Here is a 25,614-nt window from a genome sequence, read left to right on the forward strand (position 1 = left end):
AGGGAGAGGGGAGCGAGGCGCATCAATCCAGCAGCGAGATCGCAGTCGGGGCGTCGGCGCCGCGTTCGGCGAGTTTTTCGAACTCGTTGACCGCGTTGATTTCCACACCCATGGAGATGTTGGTGACACGCTCCAAGATGATTTCCACCACCACCGGTACGCGGAACTCCTCCATCAGCGCCTTGGCCTTGGCCAGTGCAGCCTGGATGTCGTTCGGCTCGAATACGCGCACGGCCTTGCAACCCAGGCCTTCCACTACGGCAACGTGATCGACGCCGTAACCGTTGATCTCCGGTGCGTTGATGTTCTCGAAGGCCAACTGCACGCAGTAGTCCATCTCGAAACCGCGTTGCGCCTGGCGGATCAGGCCCAGGTAGGAGTTGTTCACCACCACGTGGATGTAAGGCAGGTTGAACTGCGCGCCCACGGCCAGTTCTTCGATCATGAACTGGAAGTCGTAGTCGCCCGACAGCGCCACGACCTTGCGGGTTGGATCAGCCTTGACCACACCCAGGGCTGCCGGGATGGTCCAGCCGAGCGGGCCGGCCTGGCCACAGTTGATCCAGTGGCGCGGCTTGTAGACGTGGAGGAACTGCGCGCCGGCGATCTGCGAAAGACCGATGGTGCTGACGTAGCAGGTGTCCTTGCCGAAGAACTCGTTCATCTCTTCGTAGACGCGCTGCGGCTTGACCGGCACGTTATCGAAGTGGGTTTTGCGCTGCAGGGTGCGCTTGCGCTCGCGGCAGGAGTCGACCCAGGCGCTGCGATCTTTCAACTTGCCAGCGGTTTTCCACTCGCGGGCCACTTCGATAAAGGCGTCCAGAGCGGCGCCAGCATCGGAAACGATGCCCAGGTCCGGGTTGAATACGCGGCCAATCTGCGTCGGTTCGATGTCGACGTGGATGAACTTGCGGCCTTCGGTGTACACATCGATGCTGCCGGTGTGGCGGTTGGCCCAACGGTTACCGATGCCGAATACCAGATCGGATTCCAGCAGGGTGGCGTTGCCGTAGCGGTGCGAAGTCTGCAGGCCGACCATGCCGACCATCAGCGGGTGATCGTCGGGGATCGCGCCCCAGCCCATCAGGGTCGGGATTACCGGTACGCCGGTCAGTTCAGCGAACTCGACCAGCTTGTCGGCTGCGTCGGCGTTGAAGATACCGCCGCCAGCAACCAGCAGCGGACGCTCGGCGTCATTCAACATGGTCAGGGCTTTTTCAGCCTGCACCCGGTTGGTCGTGGGTTTGGCCAGTGGCAGCGGCTGGTAGGCGTCGATGTCGAATTCGATCTCGGCCATCTGCACGTCGAACGGCAGGTCGATCAGCACCGGGCCGGGGCGGCCGCTGCGCATTTCATAGAAAGCTTTCTGGAAGGCGCGTGGCACCTGGCCCGGCTCCATTACCGTGGTCGCCCACTTGGTCACAGGCTTAACGATGCTGGTGATGTCGACGGCCTGGAAGTCTTCCTTGTGCATGCGGGCACGCGGCGCTTGGCCGGTGATGCACAGAATCGGGATGGAGTCGGCCGATGCCGAGTACAGGCCGGTGACCATGTCGGTGCCGGCAGGGCCGGAGGTGCCGATGCACACGCCGATATTGCCGGCATTGGTGCGGGTGTAACCCTCAGCCATGTGCGAGGCACCTTCGACGTGGCGAGCCAGGACGTGGTCGATACCGCCGACTTTTTGCAGTGCTGCATACAGCGGGTTGATGGCAGCGCCGGGGATGCCGAACGCAGTGTCAACGCCTTCGCGGCGCATCACCAGTACGGCGGCCTCGATTGCTCTCATTTTGGCCATTATCTTGTGCCTCATTTGTTATCAGATTGTATACAAAACATCTGTCATGGATTCTATTCATAACTTGACCTTGCGGTCAATAAGTTTTGTTCTCGAGGCGCTGTCTGGCAAAAATCTTTTAAAACAACTGTTTTAGCCGGCTCTATTGATTTTATGTAGAAAATAAGTCGATGTACTGTATACAAATACTACTTGTATTGTATTCGGCTATTGAGTTTTTTGTTTCTGGTGGGATAGTGGCGCTGAGCTTTGGATTGCCCGGCCGCTGTCAATCGCCCTGTAGGCGCTGTGGTTCCGGGTGTTTCGTAGGATTTATCAGCATCGAGGAAGACCCAACATGAGTACGTTGAATCTACAAATCGCCACCACCATCAGTAATCGCGCCCTGGCTGTCGGCCGGGAAATCTCTGCAGCACCGCTGACCGTGGCCGTGCTGGATGCCGGTGGGCATCTGATCAGTCTGCAGCGTGAAGACGGCGCCAGCCTGCTGCGCCCGAAAATCGCCATCGGCAAGGCCTGGGGCGCACTAGCACTGGGCAAGGGTTCCCGTTTGATCGCCGCCGATGCCCAGCAGCGCCCGGCGTTTATCGGTGCGGTCAACAACCTGGCCGATGGTCAGTTGGTGCCGGCACCGGGTGGTGTGTTGATTCGTGATGAGCGCGGCGAAGTGATCGGTGCTGTGGGCATCACCGGTGACACCTCGGATATCGATGAGCAGTGCGCGGTCAGTGCAGTGCAGTCGCTGGGGCTGCTGGCGGATGCGGGAGTGGCGTAGGGGCGGCGGATACCGAAGCCTTGTCGCGCAGCAAACAGGGTGCTCAAGGATCAAGACCGTAGGATAGGTTAGGCGTCCGCGAATTGACCTGCTATTAGCAGAACAAAGGTGCTGTAACCCATCATCGACAGTCGCCATGCCGGAGAGTACGAGCAGAAATCGCTTGATGGGTATCGCTACGCTCAACGCCATCCTAGGGGTTGGCGTTGCATCGTCGCTTCAGGCGCGGGTTACCCGCTCGGAGGTGGCAGGCTGGCTTTCGTCAATTTCACAGCCCTTGATCACCAGGCGGATGATGGTTTGTGCGGCGGCTTCGTAGTCGGCTTCATCCAGGTTGGCTTTGCCGGTGACGGTGGAAATCTGCCAGTCGAAGTCGGCGTAGGTCTGGGTTGCGGCCCAGATGCTGAACAGTAGGTGGTGCGGGTCAACATTGGCCATCAGGCCCTGATCAATCCAGCCTTGGATGCAGGAAATATTGTGCTTGGCCTGGGCATTCAGCAGCGCGGTCTGGTCGGCGGATAGGTGCGGCGCTCCGTGCATGATTTCGCTGGCAAACACCTTGGAGGCAAAGGGCAGTTCGCGGGAGATGCGGATCTTCGAGCGAATATAAGCACGCAGCACGTCGGCGGGCTTGCCGGGTTGGTTGAACGGCGCGGAGGCTTCCAGCAGCGGTTCGATAATGCTTTCCAGCACTTCGCGGTAGAGGTTTTCTTTCGACTTGAAGTAGTAGTAAACGTTGGGCTTGGGCACCCCGGCCTTGGCGGCGATATCGCTGGTTTTGCTGGCAGCAAAGCCTTTGTCGGCGAACTCTTCACTGGCTGCGCGTAAAATCAGCTCTCTGTTACGCTCGCGAATACTGGTCATAAGCCTCGTTGCTTCTGTCGAACGCCCGTCGCTGGGCAGCGCCGGGATGGTAGCACCGGCTTTGCGCGGCGCTCAAGGCTTGTGGCCTGGGCTCTGGCGGACTATCTGACTTGCGGGTCAGGTTGTTGTATACAAAATTTGATTTTTCTGTTTTTATCTCGCCCTATGCATTCATAACACATGCATCCATAACAAAAGTCTCGGCTCGTTGAGTTCTAGGAGACAGGTAGTGAGTAATCAGCTGGTTGACCCCTTCGGTCGGCGTATCACCTATCTACGGTTATCGGTTACCGATCGCTGTGATTTTCGCTGCACCTACTGCATGAGTGAGGACATGGTGTTCGCTCCGCGCGAGCAGATCCTCAGCCTTGAGGAACTCTATGCGGTGGCGGACGCCTTTATCGGCCTGGGGGTCAAACGCATCCGCATCACCGGTGGCGAACCGCTGGTGCGCAAGAACCTGCTCAGCCTGCTGGCCCGCCTGGGCCAGCGCCCGGAGCTGGAAGACCTGGCCATCACCACCAATGGCTCACAGCTGGCCGAGCTGGCGCCGCAACTACGCGCAGCGGGGGTCAAGCGCCTGAATGTCAGCCTGGATTCCCTGCAACGTGAACGCTTTGCTGCCTTTACCCGGCGCGACAAGCTTGACCAGGTACTGGAAGGCATCGAGGTGGCGCGCGCCGCCGGTTTTCGCAAGATCAAACTCAATGCCGTGGTGCAGAAAGGCCGCAACGATGACGAAGTGCTCGACCTGGTCGAGTTCGCCATGGCGCGTGGCCTGGACATCAGCTTTATCGAAGAAATGCCACTGGGCAGTATTTCAAGCCACCAGCGCGAGCAGACCTTCTGTTCCAGTGACGAGGTGCGCGAGCGTATTGAGCAGCGCTATGCCCTGGTGCGCAGCAGCAAGCTGACTGGTGGGCCTTCACGCTACTGGCAGGTGGTCGGCAGCGACACCCAGGTCGGTTTTATCTCACCGCACAGCCACAACTTCTGCGGCGACTGCAACCGCGTGCGGGTCACAGCCGAGGGCAAACTGGTGCTCTGCTTGGGTCATGAAAATGCTCTGGATCTGAAAGGCCTGATGCGTGCCCACCCCGGTGATAGCCAGCGCCTGAGTGAAGCTTTGATGCAGGCCTTGCAACTGAAGCCTGAGCGTCATCACTTCGAGACCGATGCTCAGGTGCAAGTGGTGCGCTTTATGAGCATGACCGGTGGCTAGCCCTTAGCCGCTTTCTCACCGCCTTGGGCGGGTTCCATTCGTACCACTCTTACAATTAAGCAGGAGGTTTGCTGTGAAGCCCTCGCGCGTCTGCAGCTCAGTGATTGCCTGAGTCTTCTGTAGGAGCGCCCCATGGCCGCGAGCTCGTGATCGCAGCCATGGGCCGCTCTAGGCTCAGTACTGCAGCAATAAAAAGGGGATAGCAATTTTGCCATCCCCTTTTTATTTATGTTGCCGCCTACCCGGCGATCCGCACCAAGCTCGTAGGCTTAAAAGTGATACTTCACCAGCGCTTGAACTGCAGTCTGATCGAAGCCATCGGTGGAGCCGTCGATTGGGCGGATGCCGTATTTGTTGTGCCACATGTTCAGTTCGGTGCCGACATACAGCTTGCGCCCTTCACCGAACAGCGCCTTGCCGGCATCCCATTTGATCTGGATCGAAGAGCCGACCGAGGTCTGGGTACCGGCGTCTTTGGACGGGGCGCGCCAGTCGATAAAGCCGTCGACCACGAAGTCCTGTTCGCCAACGGCGAATGGGTACGCGCCGCTCACGGTCAGTTGGTAAGTGTGGCCGTTGCCCTTGTCCGAAGCCTTGAAGTCATGGTCGAAGAAGATATGGTTGTTGACCTTCACTGCATACAGGTTGGCGTTCAGGTAGGCGAAGCCTGGAGCGTTCCAGGCGGTGCCGATGCCGTAGAGGTAGTTTTCGGTACCAGGGCCGCCGCTGCCTTTTTCATAGGTAAAGGCTGCGTACACATCTTTTAATGGGCCAGCGGACAGGTCCTGTCCGGTTAGCCAGCTGAGGCTAACGCGCGGCGAGAATTCCATGTAGTAGAAACTGCTCTTCTCGTCGACATCCAGGTTGCCGAAGTTGCTGCCGCGCGCCTGCGCGTTGTCTGCGTCGATGTAGTCGAGGAAGAAGAACGTGTCGCCCCAGGTCCAACCGCTGGCATTTTCCAGGCTAAAGGTGGTTTGCGAGCGCTGCTCACCTTCGTTGAAGTTCAGGCGCTGGAAGTTGCTTCCATAGAGGTAGGAGAGGCTGGTGTCTTGCCAAAGAAAGGCATCGCTGGCCAAGGCCTGTTGACCGGAAAACAACCCGGCCGAGAGGGCGATGCCGTGGGGCAGGTGCTTCAGTTTCATCAGGGTTTCCTTATTTTGGGACTTACAGGGTTTCTCGACCCTGCGGCGAACCGCAGGACCTATTAAGCAAAGGGCGGTTGTTTAGCTGGTACGCGGGACCGCATTGAGTTCGTTGCGGCTGCTGTCTGCGGCGTCTGCTGCATTGTCGTCCTGCGGGTTTTGCAGCACGGTGTGCAGGTGCGCTTCGGGGTCGTAGTCGTTTTCTTCCAGCTGCAGGTGTTCTTCCGGCAGGAAGATATTCAGCAAGATCGCGCTGAAGGCACCGATGGTGATGGGCGAACCGAAGATGTTCTTCAAGGTATCCGGCATCTGCGAGAGCACTTCCGGCACGGCTGCAACACCCAAACCGAGGCCGAGCGATATAGCCACGATCAGTACGTTGCGACGGTGCAGGCCGGCCTCGGTAAGGATCTTGATGCCCGCCACGGCGACGGTGCCGAACATGATCAAGGTGGCGCCGCCGAGTACTGGTTTGGGCATCAGTTGCAATACCGCACCAACCGCCGGGAATAGGCCCAGCAGCACCAGAATACCGGCGATATAGAAGGCCACATGGCGGCTGGCCACACCGGTGAGCTGGATCACGCCGTTGTTCTGGCTGAAGGTGGTCATCGGTAGGCTGTTGAACATCGCCGCCATGGCCGAATTGCAACCATCGGCGAGTACCCCGGATTTGATCCGGCGCATATACAGCGGACCTTTGACCGGCTGCTTGGAGATGATCGAGTTGGCGGTCAGGTCGCCTGCGGTTTCCAGCGGGGTGATCAGGAAGATCACCGCAATCGGCACAAACGCTACCCAGTCAAAATTGAAGCCGTATTTGAACGGCACTGGCACGCTGATCAACGGCACCTGGGCCATGTTGGCGAAGTCCACCTTGCCGGTGAACCAGGCCACGCCAAAGCCCAGTGCCAGGCCAATGATCACCGCCGACAGGCGCACTGCCTGTGAAGGGAAACGATTGAGAATGACGATGGTGACCAACACCAGGCCACCGAGGCCCAGGTGGTGCAGGGCGCCGAGGTCTGCTGCGCCGTAGCCGCCAGCGATATCAGTCATGGCGACTTTGATCAGTGATAAACCCATCAGGCAGATGATGGTGCCGGTAACGACCGGGGTGATCACTCGGCGCAGCTTGTTGATGAATTGGCTGAAAGCGATCTCGACAAAAGCTGCGCAAAAACACACGCCAAAGATCGTCGAGAGAATTTCTTCCTCACTGCCGCCACGACCCTTGACGATAAACCCGGCGCTGAGAATCACGCTGAGAAAACCGAAGCTGGTGCCCTGCAAACACAGCAGGCCGGAGCCGACCGGGCCAATGCGCTTGGCCTGGATAAAGGTGCCGAGGCCGGAGACGAACAGCGCCATGCTGACCAGATAGGGCACATAGGCGCCGAGGCCGAGGACGCCACCGACAATCAGGGTAGGGGTGATGATGCCGACGAAGCTGGCCAGTACATGCTGCAGCGCGGCGAAGATCGCCGGAGCAAAGGCCGGGGTGTCGTGCAGTTGGTAGATCAGGTCGTTGTTTACTACGGGCGGAGCTGGGGTGTCTGTGCTGCGAGTCGTGGTCATATCAGAGCCTGCCAGTTGTTTTTATACGGTCATGGGCTTGGCGAGGCTTCACGGCGCCTCTGTTCTGCGTCTGGGTGGAAGTTGTCCACCAGGTCAGAATGGTCCGACTATAGCAATTTGTTTACAGCGATAAAAACAATTTATTTATAGATTGTGTACAAATATTCGACCGTTAGTCTGATGACGTGCAGTTAGGCTTTAAGCGGCTGGGAGAGGGGGGCGAGAAGAGAAAATTGAGAGAAGGGTTACTTCCACGCATGCAGCAACGTTTGCAGGGGACGCGCGCCATCTTCGACGGAGCGCGTTTGAGTCAGTGTAGGAGCCAGCTTGCTGGCAATCCCTGCTAGGCGCAGTGCAACAGCATCGCCAGCAAGCTGGCTCCTACAGAGGCATCAAGCATTTCAATCGCGCAACATCTAACGGAACCCATAGAAAAGCGCCGTACCCCGAGCAGGGTGCGGCGCTTGGACGGATCAGTTCGAGCTGGGCGCCCTGGTTGATCCAGGCGCCGATCAGCTCACGTTCTTCCTGGGTCATCTGGGTGATATTGCCCAGCGGCATGATCTGCGAAGCAACGCTTTGTGCGTGAATCTTCGCGGCCTGTGCCTTGATCTGCTCCGGCGTGTCCAGCACAAAGCCGGCAGGCGGGGCGCTGAACATCGCGCTGCTGGGCGTTGCCGAGTGGCACACGCTGCAGCGTTCCTGAATCACGCTGTTGACCTGGGCAAAGTCGCCACTGCCAGTCGCCGCTGAAGTTGGAGCGCTGGCTTCAGGGGGCGGTGCGGTTTGCTCGGTAGTTTTGGCCACTTCCGGATTGCCGCTGATGCCAGTGGCTGGCACTGGAGCGTACTTGATCACTGCGGCTTGTGGCTCCTGCGGTGCTGCAGCCTTCATGTTTGGCCCGGTGACAAACGCCAGGCAGATCATGCCCAGTGCGGCGGCGGGCAGGGTCCAGATGTACTTGCTGCTGTCATGACGGGTGTTGAAGTAGTGACGCACCAGCACCGCCAACATCGCGATGCCCGCCAGAATCAGCCAGTTGTATTGGCTGCCGTAGGTGCTCGGGAAGTGGTTGCTGATCATGATGAACAGCACCGGCAGGGTGAAGTAGTTGTTGTGGCGCGAACGCAACAGGCCTTTGGCTGGCAGGGTTGGGTCGGGCGTGGTGTTGTCTTCGATGGCCTTAACCAGCGCGCGCTGGGCCGGCATGATGGTGAAGAACACGTTGCCGACCATGATGGTGCCGATGATCGCGCCAACATGGATATAGGCGGCGCGGCCGCTGAAAATCAGGTTGAAGCCATAGGCAGCGGCAATCAACAGCACGAACAGCACGGCGCCAAGCAGGGCCGGGCGCTTGCCTAGGGGCGAATCGCAGAGCAAGTGATAGGCCATGTAGCCCGCGATCATTGAGCCGAAGCCGATGGCAATGGCCATTTCCGGTGCCAGATCAACGCCCGGCTTAACCAGGTACAGGCTCGGGTTGAGGTAGTAGACCACCAGCATCAGGGCCACGCCCGACAGCCAGGTGAAATAGGCTTCCCATTTAAACCAGTGCAGGTTCTCCGGCATTTTCGGCGGAGCCAGCTTGTATTTTTCCAGGTGGTAGATACCGCCACCGTGGATCGCCCAGAGGTCACCGGACAGCCCATCACGTGGGTTGACGCGGTTGAGGTTGTTTTCCAGCCAGACGAAATAGAAGGATGCGCCGATCCAGGCCACGCCGGTGATCATATGCACCCAGCGAATACTCAGGTTCAGCCACTCAATCAAATGTGCTTCCACAATCAGTACCTCTTTCCCAGTGCCGGCACGCCGGTGCTGGGCTTCTCTTATTGGTGGGGGGCGAGGAGCAGTTGCGCCTCGTCGCTAAAGAAATGCTCATCGCAGTTGTTGCCAGAACCACTGCGATCAACCACCAGGAAGTCATCCCGCTTTTCGATCGTCAGCACCGGGTGGTGCCAAACGCCGCGATGGTAATTAATGCCCTGCCTACCGTTGCTGCGGAAGGCGCGGACCAACTCCGATTCAGGTGCATCGCCAACTGGCGCGACCACAATCAGAAAGGGATTGCCGAGCAGCGGAATAAACGCCTGACTGCCCTGCGGATGACGCTCCAGCATGCGAATGGTCAGCGGCATATCCAGGGCCTCGGCGCTGAAGATGCTGATGATCGCCTTATCCTCTGGCTGGGCGGTCTCGACCGTGGCCAGTTTGTGATAGCGGCGAGTGGAGCCACTGTTGATCATGAAGAATTCGCTGCCGTCGGTTTCGATAACGTCACCAAAGGGGGCGAAGGCTTCTTTGCTCAGCGGCTCGATGATCAATGTGCGCATGTTGACTCGCTAATATCGTTGCTTTTGTAGGAGCCAGCTTGCTGGCGATCAATGGTCGATCAATGACTAAAAAGCATCGCCAGCAAGCTGGCTCCTACGGTTACTTGATTTTTCCGAACAAACGCAGCCGACTGATACCGCCATCCGGGAACACGTTCACCCGTACGTGGGTGATCGGGCCCAGCGCCTTGATCTGCTCGCTGAACGCGTGCTCGGCGTGCATCTGCAGCTTCTGGCTCGGCAGCAGTTCGCGCCAGAACAGGCTCTGGGTTTCGATCTGGCTGTCGGTGCCGCCTTTGACGAAGGCCGCCTGGATCGAGCAGCTGTCCGGGTAGTTGCCCTTGAAGTGCAGGGTGTCGACGATGATGCGTTCGATCTCGCCCGGATGGCCGAGGGCGACAATCACCCAGTCGTTACCTGGGGTACGGCGACGCGCGGTTTCCCAACCGTCACCCATGTTGATGCCACGGCCCGGGTTGAGGATGTTGCTCATGCGGCCGAAGTGTTCGTCCGAGCAGGCCAGGGCGCGACCGCCATTCAGTGCGGAAGCCAGGTCAACTTCCTCGTTGTCGCCGACGTTGCTCCAGTCGCGGAACGGTACGCCGTAGACGCGCAAGCGGGCGACGCCGCCGTCCGGGTAGATGTTGAAGCGCAGGTGGGTAAAGGCCTGGGCATTGGCGATTTCATGGTAGTGGTGGCTGTTGCCCTGCAGTTCGACTGCGGCCAGCACTTCTGTCCACTCGGTGGCGTCGGTCGGGTCGCCTTCGGCTACGAAGCAGCCTTCCAGGGACGCCGACGGCGGGAAGTTACCGGTGAAGAAGCTGGTGTCGATGTCCACACCCTTGATCGAGCCTGGTACGCCCAGGCGGATTACCGCGCTGTCGTAACCTTCGAAGCGCTTGCGGCGCGATTCCCAGCCATCCATCCACTTGCCGTTGTCATCAAACACGCCCTCCTTCCATACGGCCGGGGTCGGCTGGAACAGACGGTTAACGTCGGCAAACCAGTCGTCGGTGACCGAGATGGCCTTGGTGCCCAGGCGTGCGTCGGCGAGGTTGACGTATTTCTCAAAGGGTACGGCGTAAGCTTTCATGTTGTGTCTGCCTTAATAGTGAGGGCCTGAGAGTGGTGGGCTACAGGGCTTGCAAACGGAACAGGGCGATCTTGTTGATCTCGGCCAGGGCGGTGGCAAATTCCTGCTCGGCCGAGTTGTGGATGCGCTGCTCGAAGGCCGCAAGAATCTCGTGGCGATTGCTGCCTTTGACCGCCTTGATAAAGGGGAAGCCGAACTTGGCCTTGTAGGCGTCGTTGAGTTCGGTGAAACGGGCGAATTCGTCTGCGCTGCATTCACTGATACCAGCGCCGGCCTGCTCGGCGGTGCTGGATGCAGTCAGCTCGCCACGAATGGCGGCTTTGCCGGCCAGATCCGGGTGGGCGTTGATCAGGGTCAGCTGAGCCTCATGGCTGGCGCTAAGCAAAATGTCGGCCATGCGCTGGTGCAGGCCGTCGACCGTATCGATGCTGGCGTCCATGCCCAGGTCGAAGGCCTTTTCCGCCACCCAGGGTGAGTGCTCGTAGATATCGGCGAAGGCTTTGACGAAATCCTCGCGGCTCAGGCTCGAAGGGGTCAGGGTCTGAAAGCGGCTCATTGGCTGTTCTCTTGCTGTTGATTCAAGGAGAAGGGGTGGGTGGCGTGCCAGTGCCGGGCGATATCGACGCGGCGCGCGCACCAGACTTTTTCATGACCTTTGACGTATTCGATAAAGCGCCCCAGGGCGGCGATGCGCGCCGGGCGGCCGAGCAGGCGGCAGTGCATGCCGATTGAGAGCATCTTCGGCGCACCGACCACGCCTTCGGCGTAGAGCACGTCGAAGGCGTCCTTGAGGTACTGGTAGAAGTCGTCGCCGGTGTTGAAACCCTGCGCCTGGGTGAAGCGCATATCGTTGGTATCCAGGGTATAGGGGATCACCAGGTGCGGCTTGGCTGCGCTGCTGGCCGGGTCCCAATAGGGCAGGTCGTCGTCGTAGGTGTCCGAGTCGTAGAGAAAGCCACCTTCCTCCATAACGATGCGCCGGGTATTCGGCCCGGTACGGCCGGTGTACCAGCCCAGGGGGCGTTCGCCGGTGATATCGGTGAGGATGCGGATGGCTTCGAGCATATGCTCGCGCTCTTCGGCTTCGCTCATGTACTGGTAGTCGATCCAGCGGTAACCGTGACTGCAGATCTCGTGGCCGGCGGCTGCCATGGCCTTGATGGCATCCGGGTAGCGTTGTGCGGCCATGGCCACGGCAAAAATGGTCAGCGGGATGTTGTGTTTCTGGAACAGGTTCAGCAAACGCCAGACGCCGGCACGGCTGCCGTATTCGTAGAGCGATTCCATGCTCATATTGCGCGCGCCCTGCAGCGGCTGCGCGGAAACCATCTCGGAGAGAAACGCCTCGGATTCCTTGTCGCCGTGCAGGATGTTGCGCTCACCGCCTTCCTCGTAATTGAGCACAAACGACAGGGCGATGCGTGCATCGTTAGGCCAGTGCGGGTGGGGTGGGTTGTTGGCGTAACCGATCAGGTCGCGTGGGTAGTCAGCGCTCACTGCAGTCTTCCTTCTTGCTGTTTGTGGCGGTCATTGGGCAGGCATGGATGCGTTGCACGACCGTGATGGGATAATTGTATACAAAGTGCCTTGCATCTTGTAAATCTAAAATTCACTTATTTTGCGAAATTTTGCCTTATTGCTGAATCTGTCCAGTGCGTCAGCTGTTGCTGTGCAAAAGCAGTGCTCGCAAGCACTTATGGTCGATTTGCTGCCCGTTTACGGTGCACTAAGCAGGCGTAATGATCGATTTATTGTGTACAGTTTTTTGTGAAAGTGTCTTATTTTTGAATTTCAACATGCTATGCTTCAGCTCAGTCGAGGCTGCGTAGCCTGATAAATCTGCCGAATTCAATAAAAGTAGAGGAGGTGCGGCATCTGTGCTGGTTTGTCTGCACAGGTGCCCATAAACGATGGGACGATTGACCACACACGTACTGGATGCAGCTCATGGTTGCCCGGGCAGCGAACTGAAGATTGAGTTATATCGCGTTGAAGGAGCTCAGCTGGAGCTGCTCAATAGCGTTGTCACCAACCATGACGGCCGCTGTGATGCGCCGGTGCTGCAGGGTGATGACTACCGCAGCGGCGTTTACCAGCTGCATTTCCATGCCGGCGATTACTACCGCGCGCGCGGCGTCAAATTGCCTGAGCAGGCTTTTCTGGATGTTGTGGTGCTGCGCTTCGGCATCGATGCCGGGCAGGAGCATTACCACGTGCCACTGCTGATTTCCCCTTACAGCTACTCCACCTATCGCGGTAGCTGAACCGAATGCTTGTCACCCTCTGACTCGGTTTAAGAGTCCTTAGCCCGCACACACTGCGGGCTTTTTTTTCGGCTGCGATTTGAGGTGCTGCCATACGCCTGGATGCAGAATGCTTTTTGTAGCCCGGATGCAATCCGGGGAGATTTCAGCGAGTGGTGAGCTTTCCGGATTACATCTGGATCTACGTACGGATCGTGCGTTTGTGGGCCAGCGTTGGGCTTCGCAGGCTCAGCGCCAACCTACGGTGCGCGGAGTGCTTTTGTAGGTTGGTGCTGAGCGTAGCGAAGCCCAACAAGATAAAACCCGGTCTACCTGCTTAGCAACGAAGCCGCACCCGCACCACCGAACAAACCCGCGCTAATGCGGTTGAACCACACCTGGCCCTTGCCCGAGCGCAGGTAGCGCGCGGCGCCCTGGGCGCTGAGGCCGTAGAACAGCTTGCAGGCCAGGTCCAACACCGCCCAGGTGGCGATCATCGCCAGCAACTGGCCAAGCATGGGCCGTTCGGCGCTGATGAACTGCGGCAGAAAGGCGGCGAAGAACAGGATGTCCTTGGGGTTACTGGCGCCCAGGCCGAAGGCCTTCCAGAACATGGCGCGAAAGCTCGGGTTGACCGGCTGCTCTTCGGCCGTCACCGGCTTGGCGGCTTTGCGCGATTGCTGCCAGCTTTGCCAGGCGAGATAAAACAAATACAGCGCGCCGACAATCTTCAGCAAGCTGAACAACTGCTCGGAGGCCAGCAGCAGCGCGCCAAGGCCCAGCGCCGAAGCACTGAGCAAACAGATCGAGGCCGACACGCCGCCAATAAAAGCCGGGGCCGAGCGACGCAGGCCATAGTTCAGGCTGTTGCTGACCATCAGCAGTGACAGCGGCCCAGGGATCAGAATCACCACCAATGCAGCGCTCGCGAACAACAGCCAGGTTTCCAGGCTCATTCCTATTCTCCAAATGTGCAAAAGCCCCAACGCGTGCGTAGGGGCTTGGTTACCAGCCGGCCAACCTTACAGGAAGGCGAACTTGGCGATAAAAATGATGCACAGAACGTACAGACTCAGCGATACCTTGTCGCGCTGACCGGTCAGCAGTTTCAGCGTCGCGTAGGTCAGGAAGCCCAGGGCAATGCCGTTGGCGATGGAGAAGGTCAGCGGCATCATCACCACGGTAACGATCGCGGGGATGGTGTCGGTGTGATCTTTCCAGTCGATATGCGCCATGCCGCTCATCATCAGCATCGCCACATAAATAAGCGCGCCGGCGGTGGCGTAGGCGGGGATCATCCCAGCCAGCGGGGCAAAGAACATCGCGCAGAGAAACAGCACGCCCACCGCAACAGCCGTCAGGCCAGTACGGCCACCGGCGGCAACACCCGCAGCGCTTTCCACATAGCTGGTGACCGGCGGGCAACCGACAAAGGCACCGACCACGCTGGAGGTACTGTCGGCCTTGAGCGCTTTGGACAGGTTCTGGATCTTGCCATTTTCATCCACCAGATTGGCACGATGGGCCACGCCCATCAGGGTGCCAGCGGTGTCGAACATATTGACGAAGAGGAAGGCCAGAATCACGCTGATCATGGCAATGTTGAAGGCGCCGGCGATATCCAGTGCCATCAAAGTCGGTGCCAGGCTGGGTGGCATGGAAACCAGGCCGCTGTATTCAACGATACCCATGGCCCAGCCGACGGCGGTAACGCCCAGCATACTGAATAGGATGGCGCCAAACACGTTGCGGTGGCTAAGCACGGCAATCAGCAGGAAGCACACAGCGGCGAGGATTGCATTCGGTTCACCGAACGAGCCCATGGTCAGCAGAGTGGCCGGGCTGTCGACGACGATGCCTGCGGTTTTCAAACCGATCAGCCCGAGGAACAGACCCACCCCCGCACCCATGGCAAAGCGCAGGCTCATGGGGATGCTGTTAAGCAGCCACTCGCGGATGCGTGACAGGCTCATGATCATAAACAGCACGCCGGAGATAAACACCGCGCCCAGAGCGATCTGCCAGCTGTAGCCCATCTCGCCGACCACCGTGTAGGTGAAGAAGGCATTCAGGCCCATGCCAGGGGCCAGGCCCACCGGCCAGTTGGCATACAGGCCCATCAGAAAGCAGCCAATGGCCGCGCCGATGCAGGTGGCGACAAACGCGGCGCCGTGATCGACGCCAGCTGTGGCCATGATGTTGGGGTTAACGAAGATGATGTAAGCCATGGTGACGAAAGTCGTCAGGCCCGCCAGCAGCTCGGTTTTGATGGTGGTGCGGTGTTCGGTCAGCTTGAAGAAGCGGTCGAGTAGGCCGGGCTTGATCAGGTCTTGCATCTGCGTCGCCTGTTGTTCTTGTTTAGCGCTTTCCACAGGGGTACTCCTCATCTCTTATTGTGTGCCACCCAGAGCCTGTGCTGCGCACTGCTCGACTCTTGAGGTAGGTGGTGTTTTTTGCCTTGCTGGCGTGCTTAGCTGACCTTTAGGTCAAGAAATAACGCTGAGGCCGATTATGATGTTGTATACAAAAAAAGCAAATAATGTTTCCGGTTAAAATCCGCTATGTACTCGGCTTTTTTACCTATGCAATACCAGTCCTTTTCCTGATGTGTACCGGAGCATCCACTTGGCCGGCCTGGCGAGGCGCTGATACCCCCATGCTCAGCGGGTCTTCGGCAATAATCGCGGGCATCGTGGCGTTGCTGCCCTGACTCACCTGGGCGGCTGCTAAGCAGATTCCCGAACAAGACAAATGCTGCATATAAGAAATTAATCTGCCAACTGCACACTATTTGCGGGAGAGGTACGACCAGAAAGCGCGTATCAATGCACGTTTACAGGCTCGTTGTGCGTGGCTGGCGGTGTACGTGTTGGTTACATTGTGTACAATGAAAAGGCTTTTTATTTGTGACTTTTCACTGATGCTCTGCTTGCCAGACGGTGGGTGACGCGCAGTAAAGTTGCATCAGCAACCGCCGAACCTTGATCACGCGAGCCCCAATGAACGAACAATTGCAGCCCCTTAAGAAGCAGACGCGCGAAGGCAAAAGCACTCGCAGCGGGACTCAGGACGATGTCGTTTACGCGCATATCTTCGATGCCATTCTTGAGCAGCGTCTGGCTCCTGGCACCAAGCTCAGTGAAGAAGCGCTCGGTGAAATCTTCGGCGTCAGCCGCACCATTATTCGTCGTGCGTTGTCGCGTCTGGCCCACGAAGGCGTAGTGCTGCTGCGTCCCAACCGTGGCGCGGTAGTGGCCAGCCCAGGTGCGGAAGAAGCCCGGCAGATCTTCTATGTGCGCCGGATGATCGAGCGGGCTATTACCGAACTGGCCTGCAAGAACGCCAAGCCGGAACAGATTGCCGCGCTGCGCCAGATGGTGATCGATGAGCGCGACTGCTTCGCCCGTGGTGATCGCGGCATGGGCATTCGCCTGTCCGGTGAATTCCACCTGAAACTCGCCGAAGCCGCCGGTAACCTGACTCTGTTGGGCTTTCTGCGCAGCCTGATTTCGCAGACCTCGTTGATCATCGCCCTGTACGAAAGCAACAGCCGTACCCATTGCTCGGATGTCGAGCACGATCAGGTGATCGACGCCATCGAAGCCGGCAACGTGGAAGTGGCGGTGGACCTGATGATGCGCCATATGGACAGCGTCGACGCCAAGCTCAACCTGGATGGCGAAACCGCCTCCGATGACCTGCACGCGGTGTTCTCGCACCTGCTGCCGGGCAGCAAGAAGAAAGCCGCGAGCCGCTGATCGGCGCAACCGGCACAAACAAAAATCCCGCTGAGTGAGCGGGATTTTTTTGACCTGCGTTTTTACTCACCGGGTTTAGTCGCGGCGATGCACCGACTGGCCGGCAGCGAAGGTTTCTTTCACCGCGCGGTCATCACCAAGCATGGTTAGGGCGAAGAGTCTTTCGTCCAGGGTCTTGGCCTGCTGCATGCGGTAGCTGATCAGCGGCGTGGCGTTGTAGTCAAGTACCACAAAGTCGGCGTCCTTGCCGGGCAGGAAGTTGCCCAGCTTGTCGTCCAGGTACAGCGCATGGGCGCCGCCCAGGGTGGCCAGGTACAGCGATTTGAACGGGTCGAGCTTCTTGCCCTGCAGCTGCATCACCTTGTACGCCTCGTTCAGCGATTGCAGCTGGCTAAAACTGGTGCCGGCACCGACATCGGTGCCCAGGCCAACACGTACGCCGTGCGCTTCCAGCTTGTTCAGATCGAACAGGCCGCTGCCGAGGAATAGGTTGGAGGTCGGGCAGAAGGCCACGGCCGAACCGGTTTCGGCCAGGCGTTTGCATTCGTCGTCACACAGGTGCACGCCGTGGGCGAATACCGCGCGCGGGCCGATCAACTGGTAGTGGTCGTATACATCCAGGTAGCCCTTGCGCTCGGGGAATAGCGCTTTTACCCATTCGATTTCCTTGCGGTTCTCGGACAGGTGAGTGTGCATATACAGGTCCGGGTACTCGCCCAGCAGCTTGCCGGCCAGGGTCAGTTGCTCCGGGGTGCTGGTCGGGGCGAAACGCGGGGTGACGGCGTAGTGCAGGCGGCCCTTGCCGTGCCAGCGTTCGATCAGCTCCTTGCTGTCGGCGTAGCCGGATTCCGGGGTGTCGGTCAGGTAGTCCGGGGCGTTGCGGTCCATCAGCACCTTGCCGGCGATCATGCGCAGGTTCAACGCTTCGGCGGCTTCGAAGAAGGCGTCCACCGACTGCTTATGCACGCTGCCAAACACCAGGGCAGTGGTGGTGCCGTTGCGCAGCAGCTCTTTGAGGAAGATGCCGGCCACATCGGCGGCGTGGGCCTTGTCCTCGAACTGGCGTTCGGTGGGGAAGGTGTAGGTGTTCAGCCAATCGAGCAATTGTTCGCCGTAGGAGGCGATCATCCCGGTCTGCGGGTAGTGGATATGGGTGTCGATAAAGCCGGGGGTGATCAGGGCATTGGCGTAGTGCTTGATCTCCACATCGCGCAGGCTTGGCAGCAATTCGGCGGCATGGCCGACATTGGCCACCTGACCGTTGTCGATGACCAGCAGGCCGTCTTCGAAATACTCATAGGATTGCTCAACGCCCACCACGGCAGGGTCGGCAATGCTGTGCAGGATGGCGGCGCGGTAGGCTTGTACGTTGGTGGTCATGGGGCTCTCGTTGCAATCAATTGGTTCGGCGTACGGATGTAGGTTGGTGCTGGGCCTGCGAAGCCCAGCACTAAGTTCGCGAGCCTGGCGCTGTCACAAACCAGGCCGCCGGGCGGAGTGCTGCACACTCCCTTTTGGGCTTCGTTCCTCAACACCAACCTACGAGTGTTCGGCTGCGCTTCGGCGCGAGGCGGGTAGCAGCTTGGCAACGCTGGGCTGGCCCTTTTTGCTCTCTTGGCCAAAGGCAGCGTTATAGGTGGCGATTACTTCACCGGCGATGGACACGGCAATTTCCACCGGCAACTTGCCTTTGACCTCAGCCAGGCCCATGGGGCAGCGCATGCGTGCTACCACTGTCGGGTCAAAGCCGCGATCACGCAGGCGGTGTTCAAATTTGACGCGCTTGGTCTTCGAGCCGATCAACCCGTAGTAGGCGAAATCGTTGCGCTTGAGGATGGCTGCGGTCAGCTCCAGGTCGAGCTGATGGTTGTGGGTCATAACGATAAAGTAGCTGCCGGCGGGCATGCGTTCGATCTCGTCGATCACCTCGTCATTGACCACCTTTTCCACGCCTGCGGGAATCTGCTCGGGAAACTCGTTTTCCCGCGAATCGATCCAACGCACTTTGCACGGCAGGCTGGCGAGCAGCGGCACCAGGGCGCGGCCAACGTGGCCGGCGCCGAATACCGCTATCTGCGCCTGCGGTTGGCCCATAGGCTCGAACAGCAGCACGGTGGCACCGCCGCAGCACTGGCCAAGGCTAGCGCCCAGGCTAAAGCGTTCCAGGCGGGTGTCCTGGCAGCACGAGCTGAGCATGTCGCGGGCCAGCTCCATCGCCTTGAATTCCAGATGACCGCCACCGATGGTCTCGAAGATGCGGTCAGTGGTGACTACCATTTTCGAGCCGGCATTGCGCGGGGTTGAGCCGCGTTCTTCGATGATGGTCACCAGCACGCAAGGCTGACCTTGCTGCTGCAGTTCGGCGAGGGCGCTGATCCAGCTCATTTGCTCAGCCTCCAGGTAGGTGGCAGTTGTCCGGGGCGCGGCAGGCGCCAGTTGCTCGGCGACGGGTCCAGTATGGGTACTGGAATGGGTCGCGGTGTTTGCGGTTTCGCGTCGGTGTGTTTTGTCATTGTTGTACACCTGCTTCGTTGTTCATTCACGCCTCTGGTGGACAACGCTTCGCGGTTGTCCACCCTACGAAGGTTCGTAGGGTGGATGTCGCGCAGCACATCCACCACGGTGGCTGGCGTTACGCCGGTTCGACCTCTGCTGCTACGGCCTTGGCCGCTTGCTGCAACTTCTTCATCTGCTCCACACCCCAGAGCACGCGCTCGGGCGTGGCCGGCGCATCGATATTCGGCTGCACGCGGTAGTCCGCCAGGCTGGCCACGGCGTCCTTGATCGCACACCACACGGCGATGCCGAGCATAAAGGGTGGCTCACCGACGGCCTTGGAATGGAACACGGTGTCTTCCGGGTTTTTGCGGTTTTCCACCAGCTTGACGCGCAAATCCAGCGGCATATCGGCGATGGCGGGGATCTTGTAGCTGGCCGGGCCGCAGGTCTCTAGCTTGCCCTTGCCGTTCCACACCAGTTCTTCCATGGTCAGCCAACCCATGCCCTGGACGAAGGCACCTTCGACCTGGCCGATATCGATAGCCGGGTTCAGCGAAGCGCCGACGTCGTGCAGGATGTCGGTGCGCAGCATCTTGTACTCACCGGTCAGGGTGTCGACTATCACTTCCGAACAGGCTGCGCCGTAGGCGAAGTAGTAGAAGGGGCGGCCGGCTGCTTTGTCGCGGTCGTAGTAGATTTTCGGCGTGCGGTAGAACCCGGTGCTGGACAGCGATACCTGGCCGAAGTAGGCCTTCTGGATCACTTCCTCAAAGCTCAGGAACAAGTCACGTACGCGCACCTGGCTGTTGCGGAACTCAACATCTTCCGGGGTGACCTTGTATTCGCGCACCAGAAAGTCGACCAGGCGCTGCTTGAGCGTTTCGGCGGCGTTCTGTGCGGCTTTGCCGTTAAGGTCGGCGCCGCTGCTTGCGGCAGTCGGCGAAGTGTTGGGCACCTTGTCGGTGTTGGTGGCGGTGATCTGGATGCGCGAGATATCCACCTGCAGCACTTCGGCGACGATCTGCGCGACCTTGGTGTTCAGGCCCTGGCCCATCTCGGTGCCGCCGTGGTTCAGGTGAATCGAACCGTCGGTGTAGATATGAATCAGCGCGCCGGCCTGGTTGAGAAAGGTGGCGGTAAAGCTGATGCCGAATTTAACCGGGGTCAGCGCCAGGCCTTTCTTCAGCACTGGGCTCTTGGCGTTGAAGACGCGGATTTCTTCACGGCGCTTGCTGTACTCACTGCTGGCTTCCAGCTCGGCGGTCATCTCGTGGATAACGTTGTGCTCGACGGTCTGGTGGTAATGGGTGACGTTGCGCTCGGTCTTGCCGTAGTAGTTGGTCTTGCGCACTTCCAGCGGGTCTTTGCCGAGGCTGCGGGCGACCGCATCCATGATCTCTTCGATGGCGACCATGCCCTGCGGGCCGCCGAAACCGCGATAGGCGGTGTTCGAGGCAGTGTTGGTCTTGCAGCGATGGCCATTGATGGTGGCGTTGCCGAGGAAGTAGGCGTTGTCCGAATGAAACATCGCACGGTCGACGATCGAGCCGGACAGATCCGGTGAGTAGCCGCAGTTGCCGGCCAGATCGACCTGGATGCCGTGCAGCAGGCCGTTGTCGTCGAAGCCGATGTCGTATTCGACATAGAACGGATGGCGCTTGCCGGTCATTTGCATGTCTTCAACGCGCGGCAGGCGCATCTTGGTCGGCCGGCCGGTGAGATGGGCGATGACCGCACACAGGCACGCCGGACCGGCGGCCTGGGTTTCCTTGCCGCCGAAACCGCCGCCCATACGGCGCATGTCGATGACGATCTTGTGCATCGGTACGCCGAGCACTTCAGCGACCAGCTTCTGCACTTCGGTGGCGTTCTGCGTGGAGGTGTAGACGATCATGCCGCCGTCTTCGCTCGGCATTACCGAAGAGATCTGAGTTTCCAGGTAGAAGTGTTCCTGCCCGCCGATATGCAGGCTGCCTTGCAGGCGACGCGGCGCGGTGGCCAGCTCGGCTGCGGAGTTGCCGATCTTGTGCTGGTGGCTGTCGAGGACGAAATGCTTCTTGCGCAGCGCATCGACCACGTCGAGCACCGGCTCCAGATCTTCGTATTCGATGATCGCGGCCATGGCTGCCTTGCGCGCGGTTTCCAGGCTGTCGGCGCCCACGGCGATGACCACCTGGCCGACGTATTCGACCTTGCCGTCCGCCAGCAGCGGGTCACCGGCGACTACCGGGCCGATATCCAGTTGGCCGGGCACATCTTTGCTGGTAATCGCAATGGTCACACCGGGAAATGCGTAGCAGGGCGCGGTGTCGATGCTGACGATGCGCGCATGGGCGCGGTCGCTCATGCGGGCATAAACGTGCAGCTGATTGGGGAATTCCAGGCGGTCGTCGACGTAGATGGCTTCGCCGGAGACGTGTTTGTCCGCGCTCTCGTGCTTCACGCTCTTGCCAACGCCGGTGGTGATATCGGCGCGGAACAGTTCGGCGAGCTGTTCTTGAGTTTTGCTGGTTGTGTGATGGCTAGACATAGGCGGTCACCCGGGTTTCGACTTCGGGAGCTTGCAGCTCAAGGAAGAATTTACGCAGCAGGTTCTGTGCGGTGAACAGGCGGTATTCCTTGCTGGCGCGGAAATCGCTGAGCGGGGTGAAGTCCTCGGCCAGCGCGGCGCAGGCGCGTTCGATCACACCCGGATACCAGGCCGAACCTTGCAGCGCAGCTTCACAGGCAGCGGCGCGCTTCGGGATCGCGGCCATGCCGCCAAAGGCGATACGCGCGCTTTGCACCACGCCATCTTCGACCACCAGATTGAAGGCGGCGCAGACGGCAGAAATGTCATCGTCCAGGCGCTTGGACACCTTGTAGGCGCGGAATGCCTGGCTGGCCTGCTGGCGCGGCACGATGATCTTCTCGATAAATTCGGCTTCCTGGCGTGCAGTCACCTTGTAGTCGAGAAAGTAGTCTTCGATCGGCAACGTGCGGCTCTCGCTGCCTTTGCGCAGAACGATCTGCGCGCCGAGGGCGATCAGCAGCGGCGGGGCGTCGCCAATGGGCGAGGCGTTGCCGATATTGCCGCCCAGGGTGCCCTGGTTGCGGATTTGCAGGGAGGCGAAGCGGTGCAGCAGCTCGCCGAAGTCCGGGTAGTCCTGCGCCAGGGCGGCGTAGCAATCGGACAGGGCGGTGGCGGCGCCGATTTCGATGCTCTCGGCGGTGACTTCCACGCGCTTCATCGCTTCGATATGGCCGACGTAGATCATCACCGGCAGCTCGCGGTGGAACTGGGTCACTTCCAGGGCCAGGTCGGTGCCGCCGGCGAGCAGGCGCGCTTCGGGGTTGGCAGCGTAGAGGTCGGCCAGGTCGGCGACAGTCAGCGGCAGCAGGCAGCGTTTGTCGCCGCTGTTGAGCTCGGCGGTGTCCTGCGGGGCGATGGCTTTCAGTTGCGCGACGGTTTGCGGCTCAAGCGCGTCGAACTGATCCGGCTGCTTCTGGCAGCAGGCCTGCTGGGCGGCGTCGATAATCGGACGGTAACCGGTGCAGCGGCAGAGGTTGCCGGCCAGCGCTTCCAGGGTGTCGGCCTTGTCGAAGCCCTCGGAGTTTTTCTGCAAAGCGAACAGCGACATAACGAAGCCTGGGGTGCAGAAGCCGCACTGCGAACCGTGGCAGTCGACCATGGCCTGTTGCACGCTGTGCAGCTTGCCCTGGTGCTTGAGGTCTTCAACCGTGATCAGCTGTTTGCCGTGCAAGGAGGAAACGAAGGTCAGGCAGGAGTTGAGGGTGCGATAGCGCACGCGTTCACCAATCAGCTCACCGACCACTACGGTGCAGGCACCGCAATCGCCAGAAGCGCAGCCTTCTTTGGTTCCGGATTTACCGACATGCTCACGCAGGTAGTTGAGCACGGTGATATTTGGGTCCAGGGCATGCTCAGTACGCAGCTCCCGGTTGAGTAAAAACTGGATCAAGGACGACCTCCAGGCACTTTATTGTTCTCGTTTCAGGCTCTGCTAGAACGCCGGCACAGCAGCATGCGGCGTTATGACACGGCTTGGCATGCGGCGAATCTAGAGTTTTCTGACTTTCGGGTCAATAAATATTTGACTCTTTGGTCAGGTTATTGTCATGCGATTCAGTTATGAGCATGAATGACCGCCCGCGCGTTTAAACGCTAGCCGTTTTTATGCCAAGCAAGGCCTGCAGAGAAATGAGCCGGCCACAAAAAAACGCCAAGGGTATAAGCCCTTGGCGTTTTCTGTTGCTGCGGTTGCAGTCAGGAGTGAGTTAGCTGTGAATCAGTCAGTTGGTGTTCCTCGCCCGCGTAATAGGCGCGCACGCGTGGGTCCATCACCGCGCGCCATAGCGGCGGGAACAGCGCCAGGACGATCATCCCGGCATAGCCGTTGGGCAACTGCGGGCTGTCGTCGAAATGGCGCAGCACCTGGTAGCGCCGTTTGGCATAGGCGTGGTGGTCAGAATGGCGCTGCAAATGGAAGAGAAACAGGTTGGTCAGCAGGAAGTTACTGTTCCAGGAGTGCGTCGGATTGGTGCGCTCATAGCGCCCATTCTCCAGCTTGCGGCGGTGCAGGCCGTAATGCTCCACGTAGTTGACGATTTCCAACAGGGTGAAGGCGACCACTGACTGCGCGATAAAGAACAGCGCGCCGAGCCAGCCGAAGGCCAGGCTGAAACCGAGCAGAAACAGCATGCTGACCGCGTACCAGCCAATCAGCTCGTTGCGCCAGTGCAGAGCGGGCAGGTTCTTGCGCTTCAGCCGCTCTGCTTCAAGCTTCCAGGCATTGAGGAAGTTATGCACATAGGCGTGCGGCAGAAAGGCATACAGGCTCTGGCCGTAGCGCGAGGAGCTGGCGTCTTCCGGAGTCGATACGTGTACATGATGGCCGCGCACATGCTCGATCTTGAAGCCGCCGTAGCACACTGCTGCCAGCAGCAAGCCGCCAGCGTTCTGCTCCAACTGCGGGTCCTTATGGATAAATTCATGGGCCACGGTGATGCCGATGGCGCCAGTCACGGTGCCAACGGACAGAACCCAGCCCAGCTGGCCAACCCAGCTCCAGGCCTCATGATTGACGAATACCCAGCCGGACCAGCCGAGCATGACAAGCAAGGCCGGTACTGTGATCAGGCTAAGCAGGCGGTAATAACCCTGCTGCTCCATATGCGGCACTTGCAACGCTTCATCGGGGTTGGCCGGATCGCGGCCGATGATGAAGTCGAGCAGCGGGATAACGCCGAACACCACCAGCACCACCAGCCAGGGCCAGGCGTTGGCGTATTGGCTATTCAGTGACCAGTAATAGCTCAGCGGGATGCCCAATACAGGGATCAACCAGAACCAGTAGCCGATGCTTTTAATCATAAGCATCCAGTTGGAGGGCAGGCGTTCGAACATGGTGGCTCCGTACTTATTATTGTTGGAGTAGGGCGTTGGCTTGATTGTAGGACAATCCGTATTGCTGCCCATCCCCTGGCTGCCCACCTTTTGGTTTGAAAGCAGGGCGCCGGTGCCCTTGGCCCGGTAACACCCTGTGTTACACTCGCGCCGGCTCTCGACCACTCAGGCCAGTACTGGCGCGGGCTTAGCCGCTTTAAGCCCTTCAATTAGGTCAGATAGAACCTAAGGATCATCATGACGTTCAAGGCACCGGATAGCCTCGCTGAGCAGATCGCCCATCACCTTGCCGAACGCATCATTCGTGGTGAGTTGAAAGCCCGTGAGCGAATTCAAGAACAGAAAGTCACCCAGGCGTTGAATGTAAGCCGGGGTTCGGTGCGTGAAGCACTGTTGATTCTTGAGCGCCGACACCTGATCGTGATTCCGCCGCGTCGCGGCGCTCAGGTGGCCGAGCTGACGGCGCATAACGTTAAGAGCCTCTATGCCCTGGTCATGGAGCTGTACATCCTGCTGGGCAAGTCGGTGGCGGACAGTTGGCAGGTCGAGGCTGATCTGGGGCCATTTTTGGTGATTCAGCAGCGTTTGCAGGACAGCTTGCAGCGCGAAGATATCCACGCCTTTGTCGAAAGCAGTTTCGATATCATGCGCGCGGCGTTTCCCTTCGCCGACAACCCCTATCTGCAGGAAACCGTAGAGAACCTATTGCCAGCCATCAGCCGCACTTACCATTTGGCGCTGGAACGACGCAAAGGCGAGATGAGCCAGTTCCTCAACACCTTTGCCGCCTTGCTGCAGGCGATTATCGCCCGTGACCATCAGGCTATCCGCGAGGTATTGCTGGGCTATGGCGAGCACAATTGCCAGTTGGTGCTGGCCGCACTGGCCGACGCTTAAGG

Annotated in this window: 20 protein-coding genes and 1 pseudogene; 5 read left to right on the forward strand and 16 right to left on the reverse strand. The window is 59.3% G+C overall.

Translation table 11 applies throughout. The annotated features are described in order from the left end of the window. Positions 1-22 precede the first annotated feature (22 nt). Positions 23-1,798 (reverse strand): glyoxylate carboligase, encoded by a 1,776-nt coding sequence (gene gcl / locus AC0T4W_RS09485; protein WP_476318764.1) that lies wholly within the window; start codon positions 1,796-1,798, stop codon positions 23-25. Between the two features lie 337 nt (positions 1,799-2,135). Between gcl and AC0T4W_RS09490 the strand changes: the two genes are divergently transcribed. Next, positions 2,136-2,573, forward strand: coding sequence for a GlcG/HbpS family heme-binding protein (locus AC0T4W_RS09490; protein WP_476318765.1), 438 nt, complete (start codon positions 2,136-2,138; stop codon positions 2,571-2,573). Positions 2,574-2,792: 219 nt separating this feature from the next. Here the strand turns inward: AC0T4W_RS09490 and AC0T4W_RS09495 are convergent, their stop codons facing one another. Next, positions 2,793-3,437, reverse strand: a complete 645-nt coding sequence (locus AC0T4W_RS09495; RefSeq protein ID WP_476318766.1) for a TetR/AcrR family transcriptional regulator — start codon at positions 3,435-3,437, stop codon at positions 2,793-2,795. Positions 3,438-3,666: 229 nt separating this feature from the next. Here AC0T4W_RS09495 and moaA point away from each other — a divergent pair, with 229 nt between their 5' ends. Then, on the forward strand, positions 3,667-4,659 hold the full coding sequence (gene moaA / locus AC0T4W_RS09500; RefSeq protein WP_476318767.1) for a GTP 3',8-cyclase MoaA: 993 nt from the start codon (positions 3,667-3,669) through the stop codon (positions 4,657-4,659). 269 nt (positions 4,660-4,928) lie between these two features. On the opposite strand, the gene AC0T4W_RS09505 is transcribed toward moaA, so the two are convergent. The 7 genes and pseudogenes from AC0T4W_RS09505 to puuE form a co-directional block, all read right to left on the reverse strand. Continuing rightward, the gene (locus AC0T4W_RS09505; RefSeq protein ID WP_476318768.1) at positions 4,929-5,801 is read right to left on the reverse strand and encodes an outer membrane protein OmpK; all 873 of its coding nucleotides are present in this window, start codon (positions 5,799-5,801) and stop codon (positions 4,929-4,931) included. Positions 5,802-5,882: 81 nt separating this feature from the next. Continuing rightward, positions 5,883-7,379 (reverse strand): nucleobase:cation symporter-2 family protein, encoded by a 1,497-nt coding sequence (locus AC0T4W_RS09510; protein WP_476318769.1) that lies wholly within the window; start codon positions 7,377-7,379, stop codon positions 5,883-5,885. A 483-nt stretch (positions 7,380-7,862) separates the two neighbouring features. After that, positions 7,863-9,164: pseudogene (locus AC0T4W_RS09515) on the reverse strand (urate hydroxylase PuuD); the annotation flags it as partial. Positions 9,165-9,211: 47 nt separating this feature from the next. Next, on the reverse strand, positions 9,212-9,715 hold the full coding sequence (locus tag AC0T4W_RS09520) for an ureidoglycolate lyase (protein WP_476318770.1): 504 nt from the start codon (positions 9,713-9,715) through the stop codon (positions 9,212-9,214). Between the two features lie 100 nt (positions 9,716-9,815). Next, positions 9,816-10,808, reverse strand: coding sequence for an allantoicase (alc, locus tag AC0T4W_RS09525; protein WP_476318771.1), 993 nt, complete (start codon positions 10,806-10,808; stop codon positions 9,816-9,818). Between the two features lie 40 nt (positions 10,809-10,848). After that, entirely contained in the window at positions 10,849-11,364 is a 516-nt protein-coding gene (gene uraD / locus AC0T4W_RS09530; protein WP_476318772.1) for a 2-oxo-4-hydroxy-4-carboxy-5-ureidoimidazoline decarboxylase, read from the reverse strand. Then, a complete protein-coding gene (gene puuE / locus AC0T4W_RS09535) occupies positions 11,361-12,305 on the reverse strand; it encodes an allantoinase PuuE (RefSeq protein ID WP_476318773.1) in 945 nt (314 codons plus the stop codon). The genes uraD and puuE overlap by 4 nt, the downstream gene beginning before the upstream one ends. A 413-nt stretch (positions 12,306-12,718) precedes the next feature. On the opposite strand from puuE, the gene uraH reads away from it, so the two are divergent. Beyond that, a complete protein-coding gene (gene uraH / locus AC0T4W_RS09540) occupies positions 12,719-13,072 on the forward strand; it encodes a hydroxyisourate hydrolase (protein ID WP_275962911.1) in 354 nt (117 codons plus the stop codon). Positions 13,073-13,380: 308 nt separating this feature from the next. On the opposite strand, the gene AC0T4W_RS09545 is transcribed toward uraH, so the two are convergent. Both AC0T4W_RS09545 and AC0T4W_RS09550 read right to left on the reverse strand, forming a co-directional pair. Beyond that, complete coding sequence (locus tag AC0T4W_RS09545; RefSeq protein ID WP_476318774.1) at positions 13,381-14,007, reverse strand: LysE family translocator; 627 nt, start codon at positions 14,005-14,007, stop codon at positions 13,381-13,383. 66 nt (positions 14,008-14,073) lie between these two features. Continuing rightward, positions 14,074-15,423, reverse strand: coding sequence for an NCS2 family permease (locus tag AC0T4W_RS09550; RefSeq protein ID WP_476318775.1), 1,350 nt, complete (start codon positions 15,421-15,423; stop codon positions 14,074-14,076). 627 nt (positions 15,424-16,050) lie between these two features. Here AC0T4W_RS09550 and AC0T4W_RS09555 point away from each other — a divergent pair. Continuing rightward, a complete protein-coding gene (locus tag AC0T4W_RS09555; protein WP_476318776.1) occupies positions 16,051-16,809 on the forward strand; it encodes a GntR family transcriptional regulator in 759 nt (252 codons plus the stop codon). A 75-nt stretch (positions 16,810-16,884) separates the two neighbouring features. Here AC0T4W_RS09555 and guaD read toward each other — a convergent pair whose 3' ends face one another. From guaD to AC0T4W_RS09580, 5 genes are all read right to left on the reverse strand, one after another. Further along, on the reverse strand, positions 16,885-18,189 hold the full coding sequence (gene guaD, locus AC0T4W_RS09560; protein WP_476318777.1) for a guanine deaminase: 1,305 nt from the start codon (positions 18,187-18,189) through the stop codon (positions 16,885-16,887). A gap of 159 nt (positions 18,190-18,348) precedes the next feature. Beyond that, positions 18,349-19,194: a xanthine dehydrogenase accessory protein XdhC gene (xdhC, locus tag AC0T4W_RS09565; protein ID WP_476318778.1), complete on the reverse strand. Its 846-nt coding sequence runs from the start codon at positions 19,192-19,194 to the stop codon at positions 18,349-18,351. A gap of 247 nt (positions 19,195-19,441) precedes the next feature. Further along, on the reverse strand, positions 19,442-21,838 hold the full coding sequence (xdhB, locus tag AC0T4W_RS09570; RefSeq protein WP_476318779.1) for a xanthine dehydrogenase molybdopterin binding subunit: 2,397 nt from the start codon (positions 21,836-21,838) through the stop codon (positions 19,442-19,444). Continuing rightward, the gene (gene xdhA / locus AC0T4W_RS09575; RefSeq protein WP_476318780.1) at positions 21,831-23,270 is read right to left on the reverse strand and encodes a xanthine dehydrogenase small subunit; all 1,440 of its coding nucleotides are present in this window, start codon (positions 23,268-23,270) and stop codon (positions 21,831-21,833) included. Before xdhA ends, xdhB begins: the two co-directional genes overlap by 8 nt. A gap of 305 nt (positions 23,271-23,575) precedes the next feature. After that, positions 23,576-24,715 carry an alkane 1-monooxygenase gene (locus tag AC0T4W_RS09580; protein WP_476318781.1) on the reverse strand — a complete coding sequence of 380 codons (1,140 nt, stop codon included), beginning with the start codon at positions 24,713-24,715 and terminating at the stop codon, positions 23,576-23,578. A gap of 237 nt (positions 24,716-24,952) precedes the next feature. On the opposite strand from AC0T4W_RS09580, the gene AC0T4W_RS09585 reads away from it, so the two are divergent. After that, complete coding sequence (locus AC0T4W_RS09585) at positions 24,953-25,612, forward strand: GntR family transcriptional regulator (RefSeq protein ID WP_476318782.1); 660 nt, start codon at positions 24,953-24,955, stop codon at positions 25,610-25,612. The last annotated feature ends 2 nt before the right edge of the window (positions 25,613-25,614 follow it).

The organism is Pseudomonas sp. C7.1 (assembly GCF_056312395.1).

Bases quoted from the DNA above. Each gene is read 5' to 3' on its own strand.
- gcl (WP_476318764.1), bottom strand. From the start codon at position 1,798: ATGGCCAAAATGAGAGCAATCGAGGCCGCCGTACTGGTGATGCGCCGC.
- AC0T4W_RS09490 (WP_476318765.1), top strand. From the start codon at position 2,136: ATGAGTACGTTGAATCTACAAATCGCCACCACCATCAGTAATCGCGCC.
- AC0T4W_RS09495 (WP_476318766.1), bottom strand. From the start codon at position 3,437: ATGACCAGTATTCGCGAGCGTAACAGAGAGCTGATTTTACGCGCAGCC.
- AC0T4W_RS09505 (WP_476318768.1), bottom strand. From the start codon at position 5,801: ATGAAACTGAAGCACCTGCCCCACGGCATCGCCCTCTCGGCCGGGTTG.
- AC0T4W_RS09510 (WP_476318769.1), bottom strand. From the start codon at position 7,379: ATGACCACGACTCGCAGCACAGACACCCCAGCTCCGCCCGTAGTAAAC.
- AC0T4W_RS09520 (WP_476318770.1), bottom strand. From the start codon at position 9,715: ATGCGCACATTGATCATCGAGCCGCTGAGCAAAGAAGCCTTCGCCCCC.
- alc (WP_476318771.1), bottom strand. From the start codon at position 10,808: ATGAAAGCTTACGCCGTACCCTTTGAGAAATACGTCAACCTCGCCGAC.
- uraD (WP_476318772.1), bottom strand. From the start codon at position 11,364: ATGAGCCGCTTTCAGACCCTGACCCCTTCGAGCCTGAGCCGCGAGGAT.
- uraH (WP_275962911.1), top strand. From the start codon at position 12,719: ATGGGACGATTGACCACACACGTACTGGATGCAGCTCATGGTTGCCCG.
- AC0T4W_RS09545 (WP_476318774.1), bottom strand. From the start codon at position 14,007: ATGAGCCTGGAAACCTGGCTGTTGTTCGCGAGCGCTGCATTGGTGGTG.
- AC0T4W_RS09555 (WP_476318776.1), top strand. From the start codon at position 16,051: ATGAACGAACAATTGCAGCCCCTTAAGAAGCAGACGCGCGAAGGCAAA.
- guaD (WP_476318777.1), bottom strand. From the start codon at position 18,189: ATGACCACCAACGTACAAGCCTACCGCGCCGCCATCCTGCACAGCATT.
- xdhC (WP_476318778.1), bottom strand. From the start codon at position 19,194: ATGAGCTGGATCAGCGCCCTCGCCGAACTGCAGCAGCAAGGTCAGCCT.
- xdhB (WP_476318779.1), bottom strand. From the start codon at position 21,838: ATGTCTAGCCATCACACAACCAGCAAAACTCAAGAACAGCTCGCCGAA.
- AC0T4W_RS09580 (WP_476318781.1), bottom strand. From the start codon at position 24,715: ATGTTCGAACGCCTGCCCTCCAACTGGATGCTTATGATTAAAAGCATC.
- AC0T4W_RS09585 (WP_476318782.1), top strand. From the start codon at position 24,953: ATGACGTTCAAGGCACCGGATAGCCTCGCTGAGCAGATCGCCCATCAC.